The organism is Flavobacterium sp. ABG (genome assembly GCF_001027725.1).
Classification (GTDB): Bacteria; Bacteroidota; Bacteroidia; order Flavobacteriales; family Flavobacteriaceae; genus Flavobacterium; species Flavobacterium cupriresistens.
The window spans coordinates 127439-150339 of sequence record NZ_LEKS01000007.1; the positions used below are offsets into that span (position 1 = coordinate 127439).

Genomic DNA, 22901 nt, shown 5'->3' on the forward strand with positions numbered 1-22901 from the left:
TTTATATATAATGTTTTTAGTCTTTTGTTATAAAGCCTCAAACCAGTCGTTAATGACTGGCTTAAAACTTCATGTTATGATTATCCGTAAATAGTGATGTATCTTTGGTTAGTTACCCACGTTGAGATTGATTGTTTGTTTTTGATGTAGCGTTTTTGCGCTCCGTTCGCCATTTTGTCGATTTCTAAGAATGAATTGTCACCAGCCAAGTCAACAAGAACTTTCAAGTACTCAGGTAATGTTAAAATCATTAAACCAACCAATGGGTGAAACTCGATTTCAACACCGTTGTAGTAGATTTTTTCTGTTGCTCCAGCACCTTCAACCAAGAAGTTGATTTGTTGAGCTGCACCAACTGTGTTATTAGCGATTTTGATTAATTGACGGTGAGCCAATGGCGCAAAGATTTTCGCTGTTGAAGCTGTTGCGTTGATTACTTTGTCAGGCGCACCAGCGTATAATTTTGAATACTCAGCCGCAATATTTGAGCTTGTAATCGCTGTACCTGCAACTTTTATAGTATCAGCAACACCCGCACCCGCAACTGTTTTAGAGTTTGAATCGTTCCAAATTGCTCTAACTGGTAATGAATCAAATAATGAAGTTGGCATAGCCGCAACTGCTGCTTTTACGCTCGCTGTTACACCTGTAGCTGCTGCAATACTTGCTTTGGTAGCTGTAGTTGCTCCGTTCCAAAGCCTGTCCTCAACTTGTTCACCAATAGCTGGCGCAACTTGAATAAGAACTTTTTTATCGAACTCGTCAGATACTTGGTTAAACGCTCCTTTAGCCATTGAAGCCTCGAAACGTGTACCGAATAAAACTGCATCGTCAATTACATCGCTGTACTCGATTGATGTTAAAGTAACTGGTGATTTTTGAACGTTTAAACCGATTGAACCGTCAGCCGTTACGGCATCTGTTGAACCTGCTTTCATTGTTACGTTTACTTTACTTTCGTACACGTCTGCACCGCTTTTGAAACCTTCTTGAATATCGATTGTACGGTCTCTGAATGTTTTAGAATCAGCGTATAATTCTGATTGAATATTTTCTAAATCTGGGTTTTTCTTACCCCCTGAATAACTAATTGGCATTTTTGGTTAATATTTATTTTCTCTTGTTATGTTGCATCTTTTCGTAGTTGGTCATTTCCTCGTACGATTTGATTGGTTGAACTGGTATGTTCTTAATTGGTTGGGTTGCTGGTGTTTCCGCTTTCATTTGCGTTAACTCTGTATCAGCTTTGATTTTGTCAGCTTGTAGTTTTGCTAACTCTTCCTGAGCTTTTGCCAAGTCTGATTTTAATTGCTCGTTTTCGGCTTTTAAATCTTCTTTTGGTGCTTCGTCCTCAGCTGGCGTTTCGTCTTCTTTGTTGTCTTCTGCTGGTGCATCTTCTGCAACCGCTTCAACTTCTTTAGGTTCATCTTTTGCCTCTTCTGTTGGCTTGTCTTCAATCGTTAAAATTGTCCCCAAGTCGTCAGTTTTATATAGCTTTGAATCGATTTCTAAATCAGCGTTTGCGATTGGCTCACCTGCTTCATCTGTTAAGATTTCGCCCTCTTTTAAATCAATTGCAAAGACCTTTTTATCACCTGCTTGGAACTCTTTTTTATCCTCACTTGCCATGTAAAAATCTTTGATTGATTGCCAAATGCTTTTTTTGTTCATAGTCTGCTTTTTATAATTGTTATTTTCGTTAACCTCTTTGAATCCAAGCTTTGCTTCGATGCTTAAACCGTCAAGATTTCCGCTTTTTACATCGTTCCAAACTTGGTCGTTGTCAACCTTGTACCCGAACATTAAAGAACCTGCTGGAACGTCTAAGCCTAGGGCGTTAGATTTATCGTTTTGCGGGTCTTTTACTATCCAGCATTCAAAAGGGTAAACCCCTGTGATATTTTCGTTTTGGTGGTTGATATTGGTTACAGAGTTGTAACCGTTTTTGAAGTAATTTTGCTGTATTTTCTCGATAGTTTCAGCTGTGTAAAACACCTCAGCATTTTCACCGTTTATGTTGTTCCTAAAGATTAATTTATTAGGTATCATTGCAGGTGCGTAAACGATTCTTTTTTCGTCTTGCGTAAAGTGTAAAACTTGCGGTTTATCAGCGTTGAAGTGTAAAAGAGTTGTTTCGATTGCAGGGTCTTTCACAAGGGAAATTCTAAAAACCCCTTCATGTTCTGCGTTAAAAACTAATTCATACTTTTTCATATAAATATTATAGGAAAAAGACAAGGCGAAGTAAACAGTCTAATTAATCTTTTCGTTAACTTGACTCATTAATAAAAATAGTGTACCTTTGTACGTAACTAATTAAACCTTAAACGATGAAGAAATTTATACTTTGTGCATTCATAGCAATTTCAGCGTTAACTAGCTGCTCTAATGACGAAAGTGAACAAGCTAAAACTGATAATTCATTTTCATATAGAATAACTGAGGTAAAAGCCTATGATAGTGGGAATAATTACGTTGAATCAGGATATGATAAAAATGTAAACGAAAATTCGAAAATCGTTTACAATGAAAGCGCAAAGACAATATCAATAATAGTAAGTGGTACACCGCAAGTTTTTAATATCAAATCTGTCATTAACGGGGTGTACACTTCTAGTTATAAACTGCCAGTTTCAAACGGTTCACCTGAGGTTATATGCAAGGTTGAAATTTCATTTGTAAATGGTAATATTATCTTTTTAGTAACGAAACCCGACACTACTTTTCTTGCCAAAATAGAGTACGTTATACCGCCTGTTAGTTCATAAATCGATAACAATTGTGCATAAAAAACCCGCTAACATGTTAGCGGGTTTCTTGTTTTTTAGAATGAATTAGCCTCAACTTTTTTACGGTCAAGTGCTTGCTGTGTGGCAACTTCTGACGCAACAACGTAAGTCTTAATAACTGGCTGTGCGTTGGTGTTGCTGGCGATTGTTGAAGCGATTTGGTTTTCGCTGCTTGCCTGAAACCCTACCTGTGGGGCTGCGTTTGCTGTTGTTCTAGTTGGTGCGCTTGTTGGTGCGGTTGGCATATTCGGTGCAGCACCAGCTGAACCACCACCAACCGCACTAAGTGCTTTCGATGTATTGGCAATAATGCTTGCTGCACCCAACGCACCTGTTGCGATGTGAACCGCTGACCAAGGCAAACCAAACGTTAACGGGCTGGCTGCATTGTCTTTTGTAACTGCTTCAACGGTATTGATTGCAACCTTACCCAAAGCGATAGCACCCTCAGTCGCTATAACTCCCTTTTGTACTCCTTTATTTTTTTCAAATAATCCCTTTGCCGCATTGATTCCAGCGTTTGCCAAGTTGTTAAGTGAATCTTGCTCAGCTTGTTTTTGTGCGAGCTTTCGGTCGGCAATCTCTTTTTCTTTATCAGCATTGGCGATAGCTAAATCTGCCTGAGCTGCGAAATATTCCTCATTTGCTTTAAGTGCGTCCTCTTTCGCTTTTGCGTCAAGTTCAGCCTGTAACGTGTCGTACTGTTCTTTGTTGTACGCCATTAAGTTAGTTACATCAACGCCCTTTTGCCTTAAGGCTTCGATTTCTTCTAAGTCTCTTTGTTTGGCTAAGTCTAGCTTTTCTTGCGCTGTCTTAGCGTTGTTGTCTTGAATTTCTTTAAGTGCGTCTTTCTCAGCTTTCGCAAGGTCTTCAAGATTTTTCTTTTTTAACGCTAACGCCTCAGCTGCTTCTTTTTCGGCTTGGGCTTTCTTGTCTTTGGCTACCTGTTCCGCTGCTTTCTTTGCGTCGTCAGCTGCTTTCTTTCTTAAATCGGTTTCCTTTTGGGTTTCACTAACAATAAAATCGTTGTTTAAATCGATTCTTTTATCTTTTAAATCAAGTGTTTTCTTGTTGTAGGTTTGCAATTCCTCGTAAGCATTTTTCATTGCTTCCTTTTGCGCCTTTATTGCCTCTTCGCTGGCTTCATTTGCTTTTAAATCTAACAAGATTGAACGCTCACGCAAGAAGTTAAGGCTGGCAAGTTTTGCGTTTTTTTGACTTATTGCGCTAGCCTCGTTGATGTGTGCATTAGCAAGTTTATTCAACTCCTTTGCACTCGCACCGCTTGCTTTTGCAAGTGCCAGTTCGAAATCTCTTTGGCGTTCCAACTCCTTAAGGCTATCTTTTCGTGCCTCGGTTAGTTTTCTTTGCGCTTTCTCGTTTTCCTGAGCGGTTTTAATCTGTTTTTGCTCGGCTGCTTCGCTCGCATTCATTGCCGAAACAAGCAACCAAATACCAGCCGTTAAAGCCGCAACTGCCAAGGCGATTGCAACAACTGGATTAGCCGCTAACGCAACATTATACGCCCATTGTGCCGCTGTAAGTACACCAGTAACGGTTGCACTAATACCTTTTTGTATAATATTCTTTTTCTCCGCTGCTGTATCTAGTTCTTTGACTGCTGTTGCTGCTAGAATCGTTGATTTAAGTATTGCGAACTGGTCACCCAAGTCACTAAGACCTCTTAAACCGTCAGCGAAAGCCATTGCAGCCTGCATCTTTTGTAAGACCTTTGTTGCGTCTTCTGAATCACCAGCAAAAGCACCGATTGCACCAGCTGCAAAGTTGATACCAGTTGCGGCAACTTGTGAAGCAGCACCCAACGCTTTAAATTTTTGGTCAGGGTTGAAGGTTTCCGTTAAATCAGCTGCAAATTGCATTTGGTCTTTTAGTTCCGCAACTGCTTTGGCTGCTTTTATCGCCTCTTCTGACGTTTCACCGTGGATTTGTACCGCCTTTTGCAATTCAACGTTTGCTTCTCTTATTTGGGTCTTTAACGCTTTGTATTGCTGTGCGCTTTTTTCCGTTTCTTTGTTACTGTCGGCTGTTGCGTCTGTTGTTCCGTCGATTGAATCCGTTAAAGAATCAACCTCTTTTTTTATTTCGTTGGCGTTGGTGTCAAACTGCAACTTAATATTTTGCTCGATGTTTTTGTTTTCCTCTGCCATTAGTAACCAACTGTTTCAAAGTGTAATCTAAGTGCTTGTATTCCACCTGTCCATTCTTTTAGAACAATTTGAAATTGAGCACCTGATATGATGTTAAAAACTGGCTGACCAACTGCCGCTGTATTTTGAAGTAATACAGGGCTGGTTGGCACTAATTCGAACCAACTTTTAACAATGTAATTATTGTTGGGATGTGGGTTTTGCAGGTTAACCGTTAAGATTGTATTGTTCGGACTTGATACACAAGTAACCGTATTAACGTTACCACTTTTGCGAAGTCTATTTGATAATTGTATACCAATTTCAATACCTACCTCAAACCCGCCTGTATCAGCATCATTTGCGGTTATATAACCCTTGTTAAGCGGTAGGTTACTGTTAGAAATTGGTTGAAGTGTTTCAATATAATCAATCAAAGCCAGTTCAACGGCTCTATGTTCAGCGGGAATAATATTGCTATTGTCAGCTAAGTTTATGTTAACTAAATCTTTTAGTTGTGCTATTGTTAAAGCCATTTTTTTTAATTCATATTTCTTTGTTTTTCGTTATTAAATTGTTTCATATTGTGTTGAATCGTAACCGTCAGGATTGTAAATATTTGGCGTTGGCACAACTTCATTTTCTTGGTTAACTATGTAGTTTAATAAGGTTAACTTTGCCCTACCTGTCGTTATATCGATAGTTGAATCGAGAATACTAAAACGGGTTTCACCAATAATTACATCATTCTGCAATCGAAAACCTGTAGGCGGTTCGTTCGTTCTTGACGGGTTGACATATATTTCTGAACTCGGTAAAAACAAATCGAACTTATGAGTTAGTACGTTAACACTTAGTAGTCTTGATGTTTGGTTTTCGTAGAATCGTTTGTATAATGAACTGGTCTTTTGAGTATTTTCTAAATTACCGCTAACGTCATCAATCAATACATTAAAACCTAAGCTTTGTTTTGTATTCATAAACCACGGTAACATGAGCATATATCTAGTAAGCGGTATGATGCTAGTATCAGTCATTAAGAAACCTAATTCAACACCGTTGGTTAAGTAACTTAAATCGTTGTTTACAAATAAAACCAACTCGTTATTTATCGGCTTATATCTGTTTTGCTGTTCTGCTGCTTCATTACTAAAGCCGTAATAAGTTTGCAGGTTTGTGTTTAATACAATCCTTGGTGGTATAATTGTGTAATTGGTAACAATTGCATATTCGTTTACCTTACCGCTGTTATTGTCCTGAGTAATTTGTCCGTACTCGAGTTTAGAAGGATTACCAGCTAAATAATCAACGTTAGATTTATACTTGCTTGTTGCATGTTTAAAATTGTATTTATTATATTTATCCTGTACAGATTTCGTGTAAGATGAAGACCTAATAAACGGTGTATAATCAACTTCTTTTTTAGCATAAAACTTACCTGTATCGTTAATATCTTCAACGCTTAAAATTTGTAACTCGTTGGTACTAACCATTGGGTTGAAAATCGATAAATTGAATGTCTTCAAAAAGCTTTGAAAAAAATCAACGACTTTCATTTTTGGCAACGATTGGATAAGGTCAAGTTTTCCCGATGCTTTTAATTGTTCGTGACCGTCAGATATTGCAACCTGTGTATTACATTGCCAAAATGATAACCAACCCGAATAAGGAGCGGCAAAAATGAACTGTGTAAAAATGTTTGTTTTATCCCAAGTGGCTAAATCAGCCTTAAATAAAATATACGCTTCAAATGTTGGATATAGTGAAAAATCAGGTGTGTAATTATCGAACGCAGTATCAGGAATATCAATGAAAACATCATTCTGAAACGTTCCCATTTCTGTAGTTGAAGTATAAATTTCTTCACATTCCGCTGGTGGCTTGTTCCCGTTTGGTCTTCTAAGTGATATTGTGATTTTCCCACCTGTAACTTGAGCGATTAGGTTTTCTAACTGCACATTTATTCTTACTGACTGGCTCGAACGTAGCAAGGAATCATAAGGTGGTAATGTACCGCTAGGTTTGTCCCCAATATTAATTTTAATAATATCGTAATCGTTACGGGTGTAATATGATGTATTGTATTTTCTAGGAAAAGAGCCTTCAAACTCGGGTGACCCCTCATAAGCTGTTGGTACATTGGGATAAAATACCTCGAAAGCACTAAAAGTTTGAGAATATGAAGTACTAAAAGTTGAACCGAATTTTAAAACGTTATCGTTGCTTAGCTTTTCATCTGTTGGTGACCCGTTCACCCAAACATACATTTCATTAAAAAGTCTGTCTTTACGCAAAGGCAAATTAACCTTTAAATCGTATTTTTTAAACATCATTTCAACCAAAGACCTATAACTAATTGCTGGCATCAATTCAGGTGTTGCGATTGGTGAAAGTGTTGACCCACTTACATTGGTTGTGTAAGCAATATTATCAACGATGTCGCTATTTTTATCGTAAGACCAAACACGTTTATTTGACGCAAGCGGTGTAATGTAGTTGACAACAATGTCGTTTGCGCTGGTTGTTCCGCTATTGGTGTAGTCTAATTCTTTATATAATAATTGTTTCGATTCTATAGAATTTTTTGCAGCTGTTGGCGTGTATTGTATCGATGTTGAACCGCTTAATATACTTCCTAAATCGCTAATTAAATCGCTGCCTATTCTATCCTTAAGACTTTTCATGTCAGTCTCAAAACTTCCTTGTATTGACGCATGAGAATTTAGGTCATAATTAGCGTCTTCAACGTTGAAATTACCCGTTAGATTTAGGTTACCGTCAGTATAAATTTTGCAAGGATATGAACCCGTTGTATTTGTTTTTAAAACATCTGTATCACCGAAAAACTGTAACGCCTGTCTATTCTTTGGCGTTGCTGGGATTGTAAACGATAATGAATAAGGCGCAAAAACTTTGCTCAAATCCGTTACGTCTTTTAGCGTATAGACTAAATTGATTGTTTCGTCATCGTACAAGTCTAACTTTACGTAATCAGTTGACCCACTAAACGGTGCTATGTAAATTTCGGTTACTACCTGCATTTATTTTATATCTAAAATCTTGTTATTTGTTTGGTCAAACTTGAATGTATATTCAATATTTACCTTGTCGTTGAGCCTCGTTTTATTTATGAGGTCTTGCGGGTTTGTTAGTATAACTGGTATCTGTTGGTATGTTGAAAAATAACCTATACTTTCAGCCGTTACCGTGTCGTTGTCTACTGTAATATTTGTATTGTCAACCGTTATATAGGTGCTGTCAACTGTTATCCCAGTTGAACTACTTGTAACTTTGTCGCCTTTGAACCTGATTAAATAAACCTTTGGACTGTATGCAATCTCTTCAATTAATTGCGTTGCTGTTTCATCAATATGCCCCGAATTGATTGTGTAAGATTCTAGTACATTTAAAGTGTCCCTAAGCGTTGAATGTACTTGTGAGTTATCAATATAACTTGGGTCTCTAAACATTCGATTTGAATTGCTAGTACTTATCTTTGTAGATATTATAGTTTTGCCGAACGGTGTAAACGTGTCCCACAATCCCAATTTGTTTAAAAAAACAATCAAATAATTATCCCAAGCGCAAAACCTTTGATTTACTGGCGGTAATACCTTGGTTTGATTTATCATGTTTCCCGTTGTACAACTGTCAACTGGCTGACCAAGATTAAACGTATTAGTAAAATAGTTGTCAATTGATTGATTGTATTTTCTTAAGATTGAACGACCAAAAGGATTTGATAAGTACGGTGTTATTCCGTTGTCGCTTCCTGTGTTCTGCTCATAGTTCCAACGATAACCCAACGTTGCAAAATAAGTCGGACTTACAACCGTCTGTTTTATGATTGCATCGGTTGTCGGGTCTTGTTCTAGTACTTCGCTTATCAGCTGATAAAACACACCTTGCCCCGTTTGTGCTGGCAGGCTGTAGGTGTTCCAAGCAAATTGTGGTTGGTTTGTATTTCGCGCATTCTCTGGACTGATAAGCCAGGATTTTATAAGGTCGGCAATGTTAACATTGATGTAGGTATCACTTTGACTAACAAGCTCTTTAGGTAGTATTTGCGTAGCGTCACCAAGTACTTTATTTTGGTCTGTGTTCCAAATCCACAAGTAGTGCGTAACGCTTTTTATAAGATTGCTTACACCGATTGCGGTCTGTCTTATGTGAATAGGACTATTGCAAAATTTAATTTTGTCGGGTGTGTCGATTATAGTTTTTAAGTCATTGGTTAAACTAGGCATTAGATGTAAACGGTTGTGTAAGTATTGTCGTTATTGTTTGTATGATTGCTTTGGTTGCTGCTGGTGTGTGACGGTCAACGCTTTCAAGTAATTCGTTTGGGTGTTGGTATGCTCCGTAATCAACTTGTGCCAGTACAAGCGTTGTATCGTTTTCAATTCTAAAATTTATCGAATCTCTTAGCGTTCCCCCTGCTTTGTTTAGTGTTCCCGCTGGTTGTACTCGGTCAGTTGTATAGTAGGTATCTTTGGCAACCCTAGAATTTTGCTTTGCTTCCTTATAAATGATTTCACCAAGCTTGTCTAGTTCTTCATGTATAATTTTATCCGTTGCAATTTCTTCTTTAGTTCTTCTCTTTCTCGCTATCGCCATTTTTTAAACGGTTTTGTTTTGCTCGGTCAATCAGCTTTTTAATATTGCTGGTTGTCTGCTTATTGCTGGTACTACTTGTTGATGTTTTGGTCAATTTTCGCCCGCTTTTTTTTATTGTGGTCTCAACGGTGTTACCTCTTATGTCTGTTCCTACGACTTGGTACTCTACACCGCTTGGCATTAGCCGCTTTGCGTTCTGTTCAAGCTGTGAGTTTATCCCGCTTGGGTTGTCTTCACCGTAAAACCCGTAGTACATTTGACGAAAGATGTATTTACCTTTGTCGATTGTGTAGCTTATTGAACGCTTTAGCGTTCCTTGGTCAACATGTGCAGTCTTTTTACTTTCGTCAACGATTTGCTGGGCTATCTTTCTTATCTCTTCTGTACTTAACATATCGTGCCTTGGTTGGGTATCGTTAATTCAATATCGAACTGCACACCGTCAAGTGAATTGCGTGACCAATTTTTAAGCTGTCTAAGCGTTGATTGTGAAGTAAGCTCGATATTGTTATCGTTGTAGTCTCTTAATAGCTTATTCAATAGCTTATGTGCGATTGAATGCGTTTCGCTAACGTTGTCGATGTAGTTGGTATCAACAAGAAGTTTGTTATCTGTCAACTGTGGCTTAACGTCACGTTGTTGTACTATCGTAATCCTGTAGTTGATTGAGATAGTACTTTCGGTAATGTCGGTATCTTGTAAATCTAAGTTTACAAGTGGGTAAATGTTTTGTGTATTAACATCTAATTGAAGAGTTGGTAACGTTGAAATTGTGTTAACCAAGATGTTCTTTTGAAACTCTGTAATCAACCAATTATTTAGCGTATATATTTCATTCATTAAGTTTTAATTGTTAGTATTCTTTTTATTTTAGATTTTCAACAAGTCGCTTTCTTAGTAAGTACTCGCCTTGAAATAAAAATCTGTCGGTGTCCCATTCGAGTACATCGTCAATCTTTGTCATGTCACCCTTTGTTAGCATGTATAAAATTTCTAAGTACGCCCCGTAATGCTTATTAAACGCCTGTCTTTCTAGTGTTCCTTGTGTCTGCTCGGTTTCACCTTGGTATATTACGGGTGGGTGGTAGATATACGGGTGGCGGTTTTTATAGTCTAATAAGCTGGCAAGAAAGAATTTATAATGTATTCACATTCGGCATATTTCATTTTATGCACGTCAATCTTTTGAGAAAAATATTTAGGACTTACGAACAACCTTAGCAAAGCATCCAAATCGTTTTCCAATTGGAACGTATCAGCGTCGATGTACTTCGCTGCTTTCTTTAAATCCAAATCAACCTTATAAGTAAATTTTATTTTCTTTGGGTTGGTCTCTAGTGCTTTATGAAAGCCTAACAAGTCACTAGTATTGAAATGTTCTTTGACTTTCTTTTCGATTAATTCGATGTCGGTTTCTTGTCCTTTGATTTCCTCACCGAATTGCTTAAGCTTCAAGAAAGGAATGTCGTTTTTAGTTCTGTATATCCTTTCGGTTACTTGTGATAATTTCATTTTTTAGTTTTTAATCTTGCTTAATTGTTGATAGTGATAAACCGCCTTTAGTTTTCCAAAATCAATTTTTTCACCGTTGAATAATTCATTAAATACGGCTTCATTTTCTAGCTCGTTTTCTGCCAGTTCTCTAAACTCATTTTCGAGAATTGGAAAATAATTTAAGAGCATCTTTTGTAAGTGGTCTTTGTCACTCGCTGGTGTTCCTTTGCAACTTGCGCAGCCTGTCGGTTTTTTCATTTGTATAATTTTTATTTTAAATATCATGTTACATGCTAAAAAGTAAACTCTTATAGTACTTGCAATTTTTTACCGTATAGCTTTTTGAATGCTGCATAACCTGCCGCCTCTGTGATGTGGTCATAACCGCCTGTTTTATCAGGAACACCGTTTTTGTAGATTTGATTTTCTAAAGCCTCGGCATAGTTAGGGCAAGCCGTATCATTGACATAGTATGTACCGTTTTGAAATGCTAAATTGATAGCGTTTACACGTTCGTTCACATTTGGGTTTTTTCTTGGCGCATCGATTTTAAAACCGTTGTTCAACAAGATTGTAAAATCACTCGCTCCGCTGGTTGTCCTTGCGTTTCCTGACGCATCGGGAATGATGTAAATTTTATGATGTGGAAACCTAGCTTTTAAAATGTCGCAAATATCCTGCGTGTTGAAAGCTTTGTAAATTTCATCGACTGCATGTAAAACCTTGTCACGCATTACGTGTATTACCGCATTCATATTGGTAATGTTAAAATCCAATCCGATATATAAAATATCTTCGTGTCTTATCGTTTCCGTTGAACCGTTTACCTTACGATTGTATGCATTGTAAACACTAGAGCTATTCAGGTTCACAAACTCACCATTGATATAAGCGTTAAATTGTGGTTCGCTGTACGATTCCCTAAGATTATCGATATATGTCGTAGGTAAATGCGGGTTGTCGTAGGTTCTAGCCCTAATAATTAGCTTGTTCGTGCTGGGTTGCTTAACAAAAAACTCGTATAACCAGCCGAAACCCTCAGGTGTTGAGACCGTATCAACGCAATTATGCTCACCGTTTGGTAATTTTAGCCTGTTACGTCCGAGGATTCTAACGAAAATGTCAGCCATTTTGCCCTTTGGTAGCGTGTCAGCCTCATCAATCATTGAATAAGCGACCTCATAACCAACGATTTTGTTAGGGTCTGACATGTTACGTAATAGTATTTTACCGTAAGGTGTCGTTATTGTGTTATCATGCTTGTTGATTTTAAACGGAATGTCGTATTCTGTAAGTAATTCGCTGAACTTTGGTAGTGCAATGTCTTTGATTAGGGCGTATGTTGGTAGATAATAGGCTACATTCAACCCATTATATTGGATTTTTTTAATGATAGTCTTCATTACACCAGCGTGTGACTTACCAGCACCGTACCCACCTATAAGGGCGGTATGTGGTGCAGTCGATAACAGGAAAGTTTTTTGATGTTTAAGGGGTTTAATCTGTAGCTGCATCGTTCAAGTCGATAAATTTGATGCTCGTTATTGCTGTTTGCGTCTCATTATCAACTATTACTTTTTCTCCGTATTTGTTAGGGTTCATTTTACCCAAGCACCACTTAAGGGAATTAATTTTTAAACGTCTGCTTTCTACATTGTCCCTTACTAGTGTTTCGTATAACTCACTGTTACGATATTTCTTAACCGTTGTCGGCTCTTCGCTGTAAGCAATTCTTATGATTTCATCAAAGAAAAATTGTTCTCTATGCTTCTGTGCAAGTGTGTACATTTCTTTGAACTCAGGATTTTTCTTTAGCCAATAGTGAAACGTCGGCACGCTCAACGCACCGTATTTATTTAGGGTTTCCGTTAAAGGGTTACCAAGGCTTATCTCTTCACATATGCGTGTAACTGCTTCTTGCTTTTGTTCTTCTGTATATTTTATGTATTTACTCATATTTTTATTATAGGAATGCAATACCCTAGGCGTTAGGTATTTCGTAGATTATTTTTAAAGACTTCATTTTCTTTCAGCCTTTTGATTATTTTTTGCAGTTTGTTGTAGGTGTACTGCTTGGTGTGACCGATTGACCTAGCTACGTTGACAAGTTTTGTCTCATGTTCCGAACAATACATTTTGATTAAGATGTCGATTTCGTCAACGGTACAATATTGGTTTATCATTTGCCAAAAGATTTGCTTATCGATTTTGCTATCGATGTCGTTTTCTAGCGTTTCGTTTTCTAGTTGTAGACTTTCTAAATCAGAGGTTGTAATTTCCTGTATCAACTCCGACTTAACTTTTTTGTATAAGTGTTTGGGTATCGGGATAACACCCGTAAACAAATTCAATCCGTTGTTTATCTCGTTTGTGATTACCCTAGTTGCATAGGTGGAAAACTTAATGTTTTTTGCGGGGTCAAAATGATTGATTGCGCACACCAACCCGATAAAACCAAAGTGTTGCGCCTCTTCAACATCAACACCTTTAAAATCCCTATATTTGCTTACGATTGAAAAGACCAGCTTTATATTAGCGTTGAAGATTTGGTCTTTTATTTCTTGGGTGGGATTGACTTTGTAAGCGTCAAAGAGTTCCAGCTGTTCAGGATATTGTAAGTCTTTTTGTATTTTCTTTAGTTCCTTGTGAAATTGTCTCATTAATTTATAATATTTTTATAAATTAATTATAGTACCTACCCCCTCCTAAGTAAAGGTCTTACTTCACCAATTAAATAATTGTAATTGTAAACAACATTAAATAAATGCAAAAGGCAAAATCCATTCATGATACAATTGTAATAGTACATAGAGATACAATTGTTAAAATACTAGAAGTAACAAAAACTAAAGCTGCCACTGAATCATCAAGTTTTGCGCTTTTTTTCGACGAGTACGGAAACTTCTTCACTTTCCTAGCAACTGTTGCAGCTTTCGTCGCCTTATTTGTATCAATTAAAGCAATCAATAAAAGTGCAAGCGACGGTCGTCACCAAGTACTTGTTAGTAAATTGGAAGAGATATGTGACCTTTTAGATATATTAGTGGCGAAATACCCTAGATTATATTTTGCCTATAATTTATTAGCACTTGAACGAGCTGAATCTGAACCAAAACAGATAATTAATCGTAAGATTTTTGATGCAAAATGGGAAAAAGCAATTAAAGAAATTGACTTTAACATGTACTTGGATAAAGCCGCAAGACTTATGATTTTAGCCAATCTTTATTTAGGAGAAAAGCAAAAAAAATCCATTCTACGACAACCACCCGAAGAAGATAAATCATTAAAATTTAGTGTACTAATGTTTGGTGAAATTTGCAATAATATAGTACTGATTACAAAATATCAAAATTTAGATTATAATTCATTTCCCGATAAATTACCGAACCATGACGTGATAAATATTTTAGTTAGAAATATTTCAGCACAAATCTCTGAGATAATTAACTATAGTAATAATAGTACGGGTTACGTAGAGTTCCGTGACGATTTCTATAAAAAAGTAATTGAAGCAGAAACAAATCCAGTACCGTAAGTTTTGACCTACAAGTAATATTTTATTGAAAATTATAAAACTTTATTTTAGCACATTATTAATCCTAAGTGCCCTAATTTCAATACTTAATGAATAAATAAAAAAATTACTAGTTAAAATGCTTTATAGTTGAAACGCACATGCTTAAAAAGTATGCCGACCGTGTAAAAGTAACCTACGAATACATGAAATCCACAATCGACTTTATGGAGGCGAATTATTCAAAAATCAAACAGCTTAGAGCAAAAAACGAAGCACAATATCTACCGAAAAAGCCCTATACTCTGAAGTGGGAAATGGACAGTACCAAAACCACTAAATTCTCCTTTTTAGGCTATGAAGCGGGGTACAAAAAAAGTGAAGCTACAACTGGAGACCGTTTGTACTATGATCGAAGCAAGCCGTACAAAAAAGACGTTCCGTACATCAAAGAATTCAAATCGGTTAAAGAAGTTGTGATTCCAACCGCTTATATTATTCCGCGTGGTTATTGGAACATCATTGATCTTTTGAAAAACAACGGAATCACTTATTCTCAACTAAAAAACGACACAATTGTTGAGGTTGAAAGTTATAAAATCGCTGATTTCAAAACGGCTCCATCCGCTTATGAAGGGCATTATATACATCGAAATACAAGTATAACTTCTAAAATCGTAAAAGTTGCTTTCGCGAAAGGCGATTACCTGGTGCCTACAAATCAAAAAGGCGCCAAATATTTATTGGAAGCTTTTGAACCGGAAGGTGTAGATTCGTTCTTTAATTGGAATTTCTTTGACGCTATTTTACAACAAAAAGAACATTATTCTGAATATGTTTTTGAAGATACTGCCGCAAAATTATTGAAAGAGAATCCCACATTAAAAGCAGAACTGGAAACGAAAAAACAAAACGACACAACATTTGCTAAAAATCCTGAAGCACAATTAGAATGGATTTACAAACATTCTGCATATTATGAGAAGGCGCATTTGCAGTATCCGGTTTATCGGGTGTTGTAAGATGTGATTTGTAAAATACGAGATGCTTGGAAGTTTAATTTCACCACAAAGATCACATGGAATTACACTAAGGTCGCTAGACTTAAACTCCCCAATCTTTATAGTGTATATCAAAATTAAAAATCATGAAACAAATTCTACTTTTACTCATAATAATTATGATTTTTGGCTGTACAAAAAAGACATTTTTTGTACTTAAAGACACTGATGATAAAAAATATTATTTATCTGATTCCATTCATAAAATAGCACAAAATAATCAAATTAGTTTGTCTCCCATTATTATAATTAACGGCATACCAATTAAATATGATATAGAAAAAGATACCGTTTTCTTACCGCTCCAAAAAAAAGACCTATATCAAATTTCATTTTTAAACAAAAGAAGCGCTACAGTGATATACGGCTCTCAAGGAGACAGAGGCGCAATCATAATTACAACAAAACCAAATCCTAAATAATGACATATAAGCTTTTTCTTGACGATATTAGAACCGTAAAAATGGTTTACAAAAACTTGACTGACGATGATTTTGTAATCGTAAGAAATTTTAATGACTTCAAAAAAACCATACTCGAAAACGGTCTTCCTGAACTAATCAGTTTTGATAATGATTTGGGATTAGACGAAAATGATATAATTGCAGAAGATGGTTATGCTGCCGCAAAATGGCTGGTTTATGAATCCGGTCTTGATTTAATAAACCTAAAATTTAATGTACATTCTGCCAATCCTGTTGCTAGTCAGCAAATTCAGAGTTTACTTGATAATTATATTAGACATTTGAGAAACGAAAATAGTTAGTTCTTTTTTTTAGCTAGCGCGAGCGTCCCGCTCGCGCCCGTTGCCATTTCTTTACCGTAGTTTGATTCTCTTTGCGCTCACGAGCGGGACGCTCGCGCTAGCGACGATAAAAAGACTTAAAAATCTAAGAAATAGTTTTCAGTCCCAGTTACAGTTTTCACAAAACCTGAAACCTGAAACTTGAAACAACCTAAAAAAATTCCAAATTCCAATTGAATTTAAAAGTTCAACGTAAAATTGGAATTTGGAATTTTAAAGATTTGGAATTTACACCAGCAGTTATTGGAACTGAATTTCTTCTTCAAATAACAGTTTGATGTTTTCGTACGAATTCTTCAAGGCTTCTTTGATTTGTTCGGGATTTAACCAGGCTACTTTTTCGATACCTTCTTCAAGTTGTCCCTGTGGTGTTCCTTCGAAATCGGAATGCATTTCAAACCAATGCGTAATTTTGAGTTTGTATTTTCCGTTACGTTTAAAAACGTGATAGGTTTTTTGAAGCTTGTTCGTGATTCTTAATTTTCCTACGCCAGTCTCTTCTTCGACTTCGCGCATGGCAGTGTTCTCTATTTCCTCTCCTTTTTCGATTCCGCCTTTTGGTAGATCCCACTTTCCGTTTCTGAAAATAAATAAAACTTCCCCTTTTTTATTGTAAACTAGTCCTCCGCCGGCTTTGTTTACAGGAATTTTAGCCTTCAGCGTCTTCAATATCTCCTTTTCATCAGGATGGTACAAATACGCTTTTTGAATTTTATTCTGAAAAATTTTGACAATAAGCTGTTCAATATCAATGCTCTCTAACAGAAATAATTGAAAATTGGTCTCTCTTGAGATTTCATTTGTCAAAAAAAGTGGTTTGTCGTTCACAAAAACTTTATACATTTGTACTATGATTTTTAATAAAGATACAGCCGAAAAAACAGCCGAATTGCTTTTGCAAATAAATGCAATTAAATTGAATCCAGAAAATCCTTTTACATGGGCTTCTGGATGGAAGTCACCTATTTACTGCGATAATAGGTTAATTCTTTCATTTCCAGCCATCCGAAATTTCATTCGTGATGAGTTTGCGAAAAATATAGAAAAACAATTTGGGAAACCAGATGTCATTGCCGGTGTTGCAACCGGGGCAATAGGAATTGGTATTTTAGTGGCCGAAAGCCTTGGATTACCTTTCGTATATGTCCGTCCGGAAGCAAAAAAACACGGAAGACAGAATCAAGTAGAGGGCTTCCTGCAAAAAGGTCAGAGTGTAGTTGTCGTAGAAGATTTAATCAGTACCGGAAACAGTAGTCTTATGGCTGTTGAAGCTTTACGCAATGAAGGTGCTATCATTAAAGGAATGGCAGCAGCCTTTACTTATGGCTTTAATGTCGCCGAAGAAAACTTTAAAAATGCTAATATCGATTTGTACACACTAAGTAATTACGAGAACTTATTGGATTTAGCGGTACAAAAACAATACATCTCTGAGGATGATATGGCTGCATTAAAAGAATGGAATGTGAGTCCGTCAACTTGGAGACAAGAGTAATTGTAGATTTTAGATTGCAGATTTTAGATTCTTGGTCTTGATTCTACAACTTAAACATAAAACCTTTGCGAACTTTGCGTTTATAACGTTTTACAATAGAACAAAACTTGCGAACTTTGCGGTTAAACAACCAACTTAGCTTAAATAAAAAATAAAATATGAACTTAGAAAGTCCAAAAGTTACTGTTCAGAAATCAGCGCAAGATCTATTTGATTTATTGACTGATGTTAGGAATTTTGAAAAATTAATGCCGGATAACATTGCTAAATTTGAAGTAATTGGCGAAGATGCTTTTATTTTTGGATTAAAAGGGATGCCGGAAATAAAACTAAAAATGAAAGAAAAAACAGCTCCAAACAAGATTGTCTTGGGCGCTGCCAGTGATAAACTTCCGTTTACATTGGTTTCTAACATTGATAGTATTTCTGACTCAGAAAGTGCTGTACAATTGCAATTCGAAGGTGAATTTAATGCAATGATGGCCATGATGATCAAAGGACCAATTAGCAAATTCATTGAAACTTTGGCTACTAATATGACAAAGCTTTAATTGTAAATTAGCCCACATAATTTAAAAGTCCGATTTTACGATCGGACTTTTTTATTGTCTTGTTTTCGCTCGCAGATTTGGCAGATTTTCGTTTTGTCTTGCTTGTAAAATTACAACGTCATGAAGTCTTTTTTTTATGCACGCAGATTTTACAGATTTAGCGGATTTACATCTATAACAAAATTAAAATCCCCAATTTAAGCTCTTCCCATCTGAACCTTTGCTCTTTTGAGTCTTTAAACCTACCAGCCTCCCCTCTCCCTAAAAACTTAGCAACTCAGCATCTCAGCACCTCAGAACCTTAAAAAACCCAATTCATCCTCAAAAAACCACAACTCAGAACTATAAATTATTCCGCTCCGCATTATTGATCGAAGTTTGGTTCATCAAACTAAAACACATCAAAATGGAACCAGCTATTAAAATTTTAATTTACATTCATGCTTTTTTTGGAGGACTTGGGCTAATTACCGGAATTGGGAGTATTATAGTCCGAAAAGGCGGAAAACTGCATAAAAGAATGGGGAAACTGTTCTCTATTGGCATGATCACCAGCTCTCTTATCTCGTTACCGATTTGCTGGATGCCAAAGCATCAAAATATATTTTTATTTCTAATTGGATTGTTTACCATCTATCTTGTTATTTCGGGAAACAGAGCTTTGACTTTTAAACACAAACCAAAAGCAGATAGATTAGACAAAATAATCTCAGGAACGATGTTGTTCTTTTCAGCACTAATGATTTCGTTAGGCGTTTATTGTCAATTGAATAACATTGCAAACGGAATCCTGTTTACTTTTTTTGGTGGATTTGGATTTTACATGACCGTAAAAGATTTTATTTTCTATAAAAATTTTTCGGAAACCAATAGAAACTGGCTTTCAAAACATATCGGAAAGATGATTGGAGCTTTAATCGCATCTATTACGGCCTATATCGTCGCCGGATTAGGAATTGGCAATTTAATAGCCTGGATCACACCGTCAATCTTAGGAACAATCTATATTATCTACTGGAATAGAAAAATCGAACCAAAAAAGAATGTCAGCACGCAGATTGAACAGATTTAAATATTTCTTTTAAATCTTGTATAAAAGTCATGAGTTTTTTTTAAGCACGCAGATTTAGCGGATTTATTTCTATCAAACAATTAAAATCTTTCAATTTCAGTTCTTCCCTCTGAGCCAATGTCCCTCTGAACCTTTCACAACCAAAAACTCAGCAACTCAGAACCTCAGAACCTTAGCGCCTCCCTAATAAAGCATCTGAATCTCCTTAATCTCAAACTCTTCCACTGAATCATCCTCAAGCATAATTTGTATTTTCCCAACGGGAGAAACTCCTTGAATAATTCCCATGAAGTTTTGATTCTGGAGATTTTTAAAAGGCATTGGAACACCCTTTCTAAACAAAGAATTAAAGTATTCGTCCCAGAAAACTTCAGAATTGGTTTTCCATGCCTCAATTTTCTGTTCTATTTTTTCTGTGATTAAAAAAGGCAAAACATCCTTATCAAAAGTTCTTCCGGAAATCACCGATAAGGAGGAAGCATTAGGCAATTCGGCGAAATTTGTTTGATTAACATTCAGTCCTAATCCAACAACTGACACGATTCTGCCATCACTTTTGAGAGTATTTTCTATTAGTATGCCACCAATCTTCTTGTTGTATGACATAATGTCGTTTGGCCATTTTATACTTAAATCAGAAATATCCAACGATTTTAAAGTTTCAATTACGGCTAATGAAACTACTATACTTAAATTAAAAACCTGTTCATTATCAAACAAAAAATCCTTAACCAAGGCACTCATAATTAAGTTTTTACCGGATTCAGACTGCCATTTGGAGCCCATTTGCCCCTTGCCTTTTATCTGATTTTCAGCCGTTACCACTGTAAAATTATCAAGCTCTTCCTGGCTCGCCAATGCCTTAAGAAAATCGTTTGTAGAATCTATGGCATCGAGTTTGATTAGTTTCATTTAAATAATTTATTTATACTTAATTTAATATTTTGTTAAGGTTCAAAATTAATGACAAAAATTGGTAACTTTACAAAATCATATAAAATAATTCATGGCGAAAAAGACTATTAATAATGACGTTCTATTAGCGAACATAATCAAAGGAATTGAAGAAGTAAAAGGGAATGATATCGATATTCTTGACTTAAGAGAAATAGACACGGCTGTTTGTGACTATTTTGTAATTTGCAACGGAAGCTCTAACACTCAAGTTAACGCCATTGTAAACTCAATTCAGAAAACAGTATCCAAAGATTTAAAAGATAAACCTTGGCACGTAGAAGGAACCGATAACGCAGAATGGGTTCTGATGGACTATGTTCATATCGTGGTACATGTTTTCCAAAGACACATCCGTGAATACTATAATATCGAGAGCCTTTGGGGTGATGCCAAAATAACTACAATCGAAAACAAATACTAAAGAAAATTTTTTCTAATGGCTAAAGATAATAATCCAAATCCGAGTAAATTTAAAATAAGTCCCTGGTTAATATATACTGCAATACTTCTGGTTTTTTTATTTATAAGTTTTGCAACCGGAGGATCTAGCTTAAGCGAACCCGCTCAATTGACCTCTTCTAAATTCAACACTTTATTAGAAAAAGGACAAATTGAAAAAGTAATCGTATACAACAAAGCGGAAGCTGAAGTATACCTTACAACAGCAGCACTAAAAGATGCAGCGAATAAAAAAGTAGCAAAAGATATTTTTGAAAGACCTAACAAAGGTCCTCATTATACTTTAGAAATTGGTAACGACCAGATTTTTCAAACGAAATTAGAGAAAGCAGTTGGCGAAGGCAAACTGAAAGATTTTAATTTCTTGCAAAAAAACAACTGGAGCGATATCCTGATCAGCTTACTTCCTATCATCATTATTATTGGTGTTTGGATTTTCATTATGCGTAAAATGTCAGGCGGTGCCGGTGGCGGTGGAGGACAAATTTTCAACATTGGAAAATCGAAAGCAAAACTGTTTGATGAAAAAACAGATATCAAAACAACATTTAAAGATGTTGCCGGTTTAGAAGGTGCAAAAGAAGAAATACAAGAAATTGTAGAATTCTTGAAAAACCCTGAAAAATACACCAATCTTGGAGGTAAAATTCCAAAAGGAGCCTTATTGGTAGGTCCTCCGGGAACTGGTAAAACCTTACTTGCAAAAGCAGTTGCGGGTGAAGCTCAAGTACCTTTCTTCTCTTTATCAGGTTCTGATTTTGTAGAAATGTTTGTTGGTGTTGGTGCTTCACGTGTACGTGATTTGTTTAAACAAGCAAAAGAAAAATCTCCTGCTATTATCTTCATCGATGAAATTGATGCAGTTGGTAGAGCAAGAGGTAAAAGCAATATGTCAGGCGGAAATGACGAAAGAGAAAATACTTTGAACCAATTACTAACAGAAATGGATGGTTTTGGTACAAACTCTAACGTAATCGTTTTGGCTGCAACCAACAGAGCTGATGTTCTTGATAAAGCTTTAATGCGTGCTGGTCGTTTTGACAGACAAATTTTTGTTGACTTACCGGACATTCGCGAAAGAGCTGAAATCTTTGCAGTACACTTAGCTCCTATCAAAAAAGTAGAAGGTCTTGATTTAGATTTCTTAGCCAAACAAACTCCTGGTTTCTCAGGTGCTGATATTGCAAATGTTTGTAACGAAGCTGCTTTGATTGCGGCGCGTAACAACAAAACTGCAGTTGACAAACAAGATTTCCTTGATGCTGTTGACAGAATCATCGGAGGTCTTGAAAAGAAAAACAAAATCATTACTCCAGAAGAGAAAAGAGCAATTGCGATTCACGAAGCGGGTCATGCAACGGTAAGCTGGATGTTAGAACATGCTGCACCACTTATTAAAGTAACTATTGTGCCACGTGGACAAAGTTTAGGAGCTGCCTGGTACCTTCCGGAAGAAAGACAAATCGTTAGAACAGATCAAATGTTAGACGAAATGTGTGCTACTATGGGTGGAAGAGCTGCTGAAAAAGTAACTTTTGACAGAATTTCAACCGGAGCATTAAGTGACTTGGAAAAAGTAACGCGCCAAGCTCGTGCTATGGTAACGATTTACGGTTTGAATGATAAAATCGGAAATGTTACGTATTATGACTCAAGCGGACAAAGCGAATACAACTTCTCGAAACCTTATTCTGACGAGACAGCAAAGATTATCGATGCTGAAATTTCAGAATTAATTGAAGGTCAATACAAAAGAGCCATTCAAATTCTGGAAGAAAACAAAGACAAATTAAATCAGCTTGCTGATATCTTAATTGAAAAAGAAGTTATTTTCAAAGATGACTTAGAAACAATTTTCGGAAAACGTACTTTTGACAAAAATCTTGAAGAAGTAGTTTCGTAAATTATACAGAAATATTTAATATTTTTTAAAATCT

The 22901-nt window shown here is 36.2% G+C and carries 26 protein-coding genes; 10 read left to right on the forward strand and 16 right to left on the reverse strand.

The window, feature by feature from the left end; all coding sequences use genetic code 11:
* Positions 1-80 precede the first annotated feature (80 nt).
* Both AB674_RS09500 and AB674_RS09505 read right to left on the reverse strand, forming a co-directional pair.
* Positions 81-1097: a hypothetical protein gene (locus tag AB674_RS09500; RefSeq protein WP_047776006.1), complete on the reverse strand. Its 1017-nt coding sequence runs from the start codon at positions 1095-1097 to the stop codon at positions 81-83.
* Between the two features lie 13 nt (positions 1098-1110).
* Positions 1111-2214 (reverse strand): XkdF-like putative serine protease domain-containing protein, encoded by a 1104-nt coding sequence (locus AB674_RS09505; RefSeq protein WP_047776008.1) that lies wholly within the window; start codon positions 2212-2214, stop codon positions 1111-1113.
* A gap of 116 nt (positions 2215-2330) precedes the next feature.
* On the opposite strand from AB674_RS09505, the gene AB674_RS09510 reads away from it, so the two are divergent.
* The gene (locus AB674_RS09510; protein WP_047776010.1) at positions 2331-2768 is read left to right on the forward strand and encodes a hypothetical protein; all 438 of its coding nucleotides are present in this window, start codon (positions 2331-2333) and stop codon (positions 2766-2768) included.
* Between the two features lie 56 nt (positions 2769-2824).
* Here the strand turns inward: AB674_RS09510 and AB674_RS09515 are convergent, their stop codons facing one another.
* From AB674_RS09515 to AB674_RS09570, 12 genes are all read right to left on the reverse strand, one after another.
* Entirely contained in the window at positions 2825-4957 is a 2133-nt protein-coding gene (locus tag AB674_RS09515; protein WP_047776012.1) for a hypothetical protein, read from the reverse strand.
* Positions 4957-5472, reverse strand: coding sequence for a hypothetical protein (locus tag AB674_RS09520; protein ID WP_047776015.1), 516 nt, complete (start codon positions 5470-5472; stop codon positions 4957-4959). Before AB674_RS09520 ends, AB674_RS09515 begins: the two co-directional genes overlap by 1 nt.
* A gap of 33 nt (positions 5473-5505) precedes the next feature.
* Positions 5506-7977: a hypothetical protein gene (locus AB674_RS09525; protein ID WP_047776017.1), complete on the reverse strand. Its 2472-nt coding sequence runs from the start codon at positions 7975-7977 to the stop codon at positions 5506-5508.
* Entirely contained in the window at positions 7978-9183 is a 1206-nt protein-coding gene (locus AB674_RS09530) for a hypothetical protein (RefSeq protein ID WP_047776019.1), read from the reverse strand.
* The gene (locus AB674_RS09535) at positions 9176-9553 is read right to left on the reverse strand and encodes a hypothetical protein (protein WP_047776021.1); all 378 of its coding nucleotides are present in this window, start codon (positions 9551-9553) and stop codon (positions 9176-9178) included. Before AB674_RS09535 ends, AB674_RS09530 begins: the two co-directional genes overlap by 8 nt.
* Positions 9525-9947 carry a hypothetical protein gene (locus AB674_RS09540; RefSeq protein ID WP_047776023.1) on the reverse strand — a complete coding sequence of 141 codons (423 nt, stop codon included), beginning with the start codon at positions 9945-9947 and terminating at the stop codon, positions 9525-9527. The genes AB674_RS09535 and AB674_RS09540 overlap by 29 nt, the downstream gene beginning before the upstream one ends.
* Positions 9941-10393, reverse strand: coding sequence for a hypothetical protein (locus tag AB674_RS09545; protein ID WP_047776025.1), 453 nt, complete (start codon positions 10391-10393; stop codon positions 9941-9943). Before AB674_RS09545 ends, AB674_RS09540 begins: the two co-directional genes overlap by 7 nt.
* Before the next feature lie 273 nt (positions 10394-10666).
* Complete coding sequence (locus tag AB674_RS09550) at positions 10667-11065, reverse strand: hypothetical protein (RefSeq protein WP_047776027.1); 399 nt, start codon at positions 11063-11065, stop codon at positions 10667-10669.
* A gap of 3 nt (positions 11066-11068) precedes the next feature.
* Positions 11069-11305, reverse strand: a complete 237-nt coding sequence (locus AB674_RS09555; RefSeq protein WP_047776028.1) for a hypothetical protein — start codon at positions 11303-11305, stop codon at positions 11069-11071.
* 50 nt (positions 11306-11355) lie between these two features.
* The gene (locus AB674_RS09560; protein ID WP_047776031.1) at positions 11356-12561 is read right to left on the reverse strand and encodes a phage terminase large subunit; all 1206 of its coding nucleotides are present in this window, start codon (positions 12559-12561) and stop codon (positions 11356-11358) included.
* On the reverse strand, positions 12545-13003 hold the full coding sequence (locus AB674_RS09565; protein ID WP_047776033.1) for a hypothetical protein: 459 nt from the start codon (positions 13001-13003) through the stop codon (positions 12545-12547). The genes AB674_RS09560 and AB674_RS09565 overlap by 17 nt, the downstream gene beginning before the upstream one ends.
* A 32-nt stretch (positions 13004-13035) precedes the next feature.
* A complete protein-coding gene (locus AB674_RS09570) occupies positions 13036-13707 on the reverse strand; it encodes a sigma-70 family RNA polymerase sigma factor (protein WP_047776035.1) in 672 nt (223 codons plus the stop codon).
* Positions 13708-13811: 104 nt separating this feature from the next.
* On the opposite strand from AB674_RS09570, the gene AB674_RS09575 reads away from it, so the two are divergent.
* From AB674_RS09575 to AB674_RS09590, 4 genes are all read left to right on the forward strand, one after another.
* Positions 13812-14585, forward strand: a complete 774-nt coding sequence (locus tag AB674_RS09575; RefSeq protein WP_047776038.1) for a hypothetical protein — start codon at positions 13812-13814, stop codon at positions 14583-14585.
* 140 nt (positions 14586-14725) lie between these two features.
* Positions 14726-15586 (forward strand): hypothetical protein, encoded by an 861-nt coding sequence (locus AB674_RS09580; protein ID WP_240478076.1) that lies wholly within the window; start codon positions 14726-14728, stop codon positions 15584-15586.
* Positions 15587-15711: 125 nt separating this feature from the next.
* Positions 15712-16047, forward strand: a complete 336-nt coding sequence (locus tag AB674_RS09585; protein ID WP_047776039.1) for a hypothetical protein — start codon at positions 15712-15714, stop codon at positions 16045-16047.
* Positions 16047-16391 (forward strand): cyclic-phosphate processing receiver domain-containing protein, encoded by a 345-nt coding sequence (locus AB674_RS09590; protein ID WP_047776042.1) that lies wholly within the window; start codon positions 16047-16049, stop codon positions 16389-16391. Before AB674_RS09585 ends, AB674_RS09590 begins: the two co-directional genes overlap by 1 nt.
* Before the next feature lie 279 nt (positions 16392-16670).
* Here AB674_RS09590 and AB674_RS09595 read toward each other — a convergent pair whose 3' ends face one another.
* Positions 16671-17273, reverse strand: coding sequence for an NUDIX hydrolase (locus AB674_RS09595; RefSeq protein ID WP_047776043.1), 603 nt, complete (start codon positions 17271-17273; stop codon positions 16671-16673).
* Between the two features lie 7 nt (positions 17274-17280).
* Here AB674_RS09595 and pyrE point away from each other — a divergent pair, with 7 nt between their 5' ends.
* From pyrE to AB674_RS09610, 3 genes are all read left to right on the forward strand, one after another.
* Complete coding sequence (pyrE, locus tag AB674_RS09600) at positions 17281-17925, forward strand: orotate phosphoribosyltransferase (protein ID WP_047776045.1); 645 nt, start codon at positions 17281-17283, stop codon at positions 17923-17925.
* A 158-nt stretch (positions 17926-18083) separates the two neighbouring features.
* Entirely contained in the window at positions 18084-18476 is a 393-nt protein-coding gene (locus AB674_RS09605; protein ID WP_047776047.1) for a hypothetical protein, read from the forward strand.
* Between the two features lie 406 nt (positions 18477-18882).
* Entirely contained in the window at positions 18883-19548 is a 666-nt protein-coding gene (locus tag AB674_RS09610; protein WP_047776049.1) for a hypothetical protein, read from the forward strand.
* Between the two features lie 183 nt (positions 19549-19731).
* On the opposite strand, the gene AB674_RS09615 is transcribed toward AB674_RS09610, so the two are convergent.
* Entirely contained in the window at positions 19732-20460 is a 729-nt protein-coding gene (locus AB674_RS09615; protein WP_047776051.1) for a biotin--[acetyl-CoA-carboxylase] ligase, read from the reverse strand.
* A 94-nt stretch (positions 20461-20554) separates the two neighbouring features.
* Here AB674_RS09615 and rsfS point away from each other — a divergent pair, with 94 nt between their 5' ends.
* Both rsfS and ftsH read left to right on the forward strand, forming a co-directional pair.
* On the forward strand, positions 20555-20926 hold the full coding sequence (gene rsfS, locus AB674_RS09620; protein WP_047776053.1) for a ribosome silencing factor: 372 nt from the start codon (positions 20555-20557) through the stop codon (positions 20924-20926).
* 15 nt (positions 20927-20941) lie between these two features.
* Positions 20942-22867, forward strand: coding sequence for an ATP-dependent zinc metalloprotease FtsH (ftsH, locus tag AB674_RS09625; RefSeq protein ID WP_047776055.1), 1926 nt, complete (start codon positions 20942-20944; stop codon positions 22865-22867).
* Positions 22868-22901 lie beyond the last annotated feature (34 nt).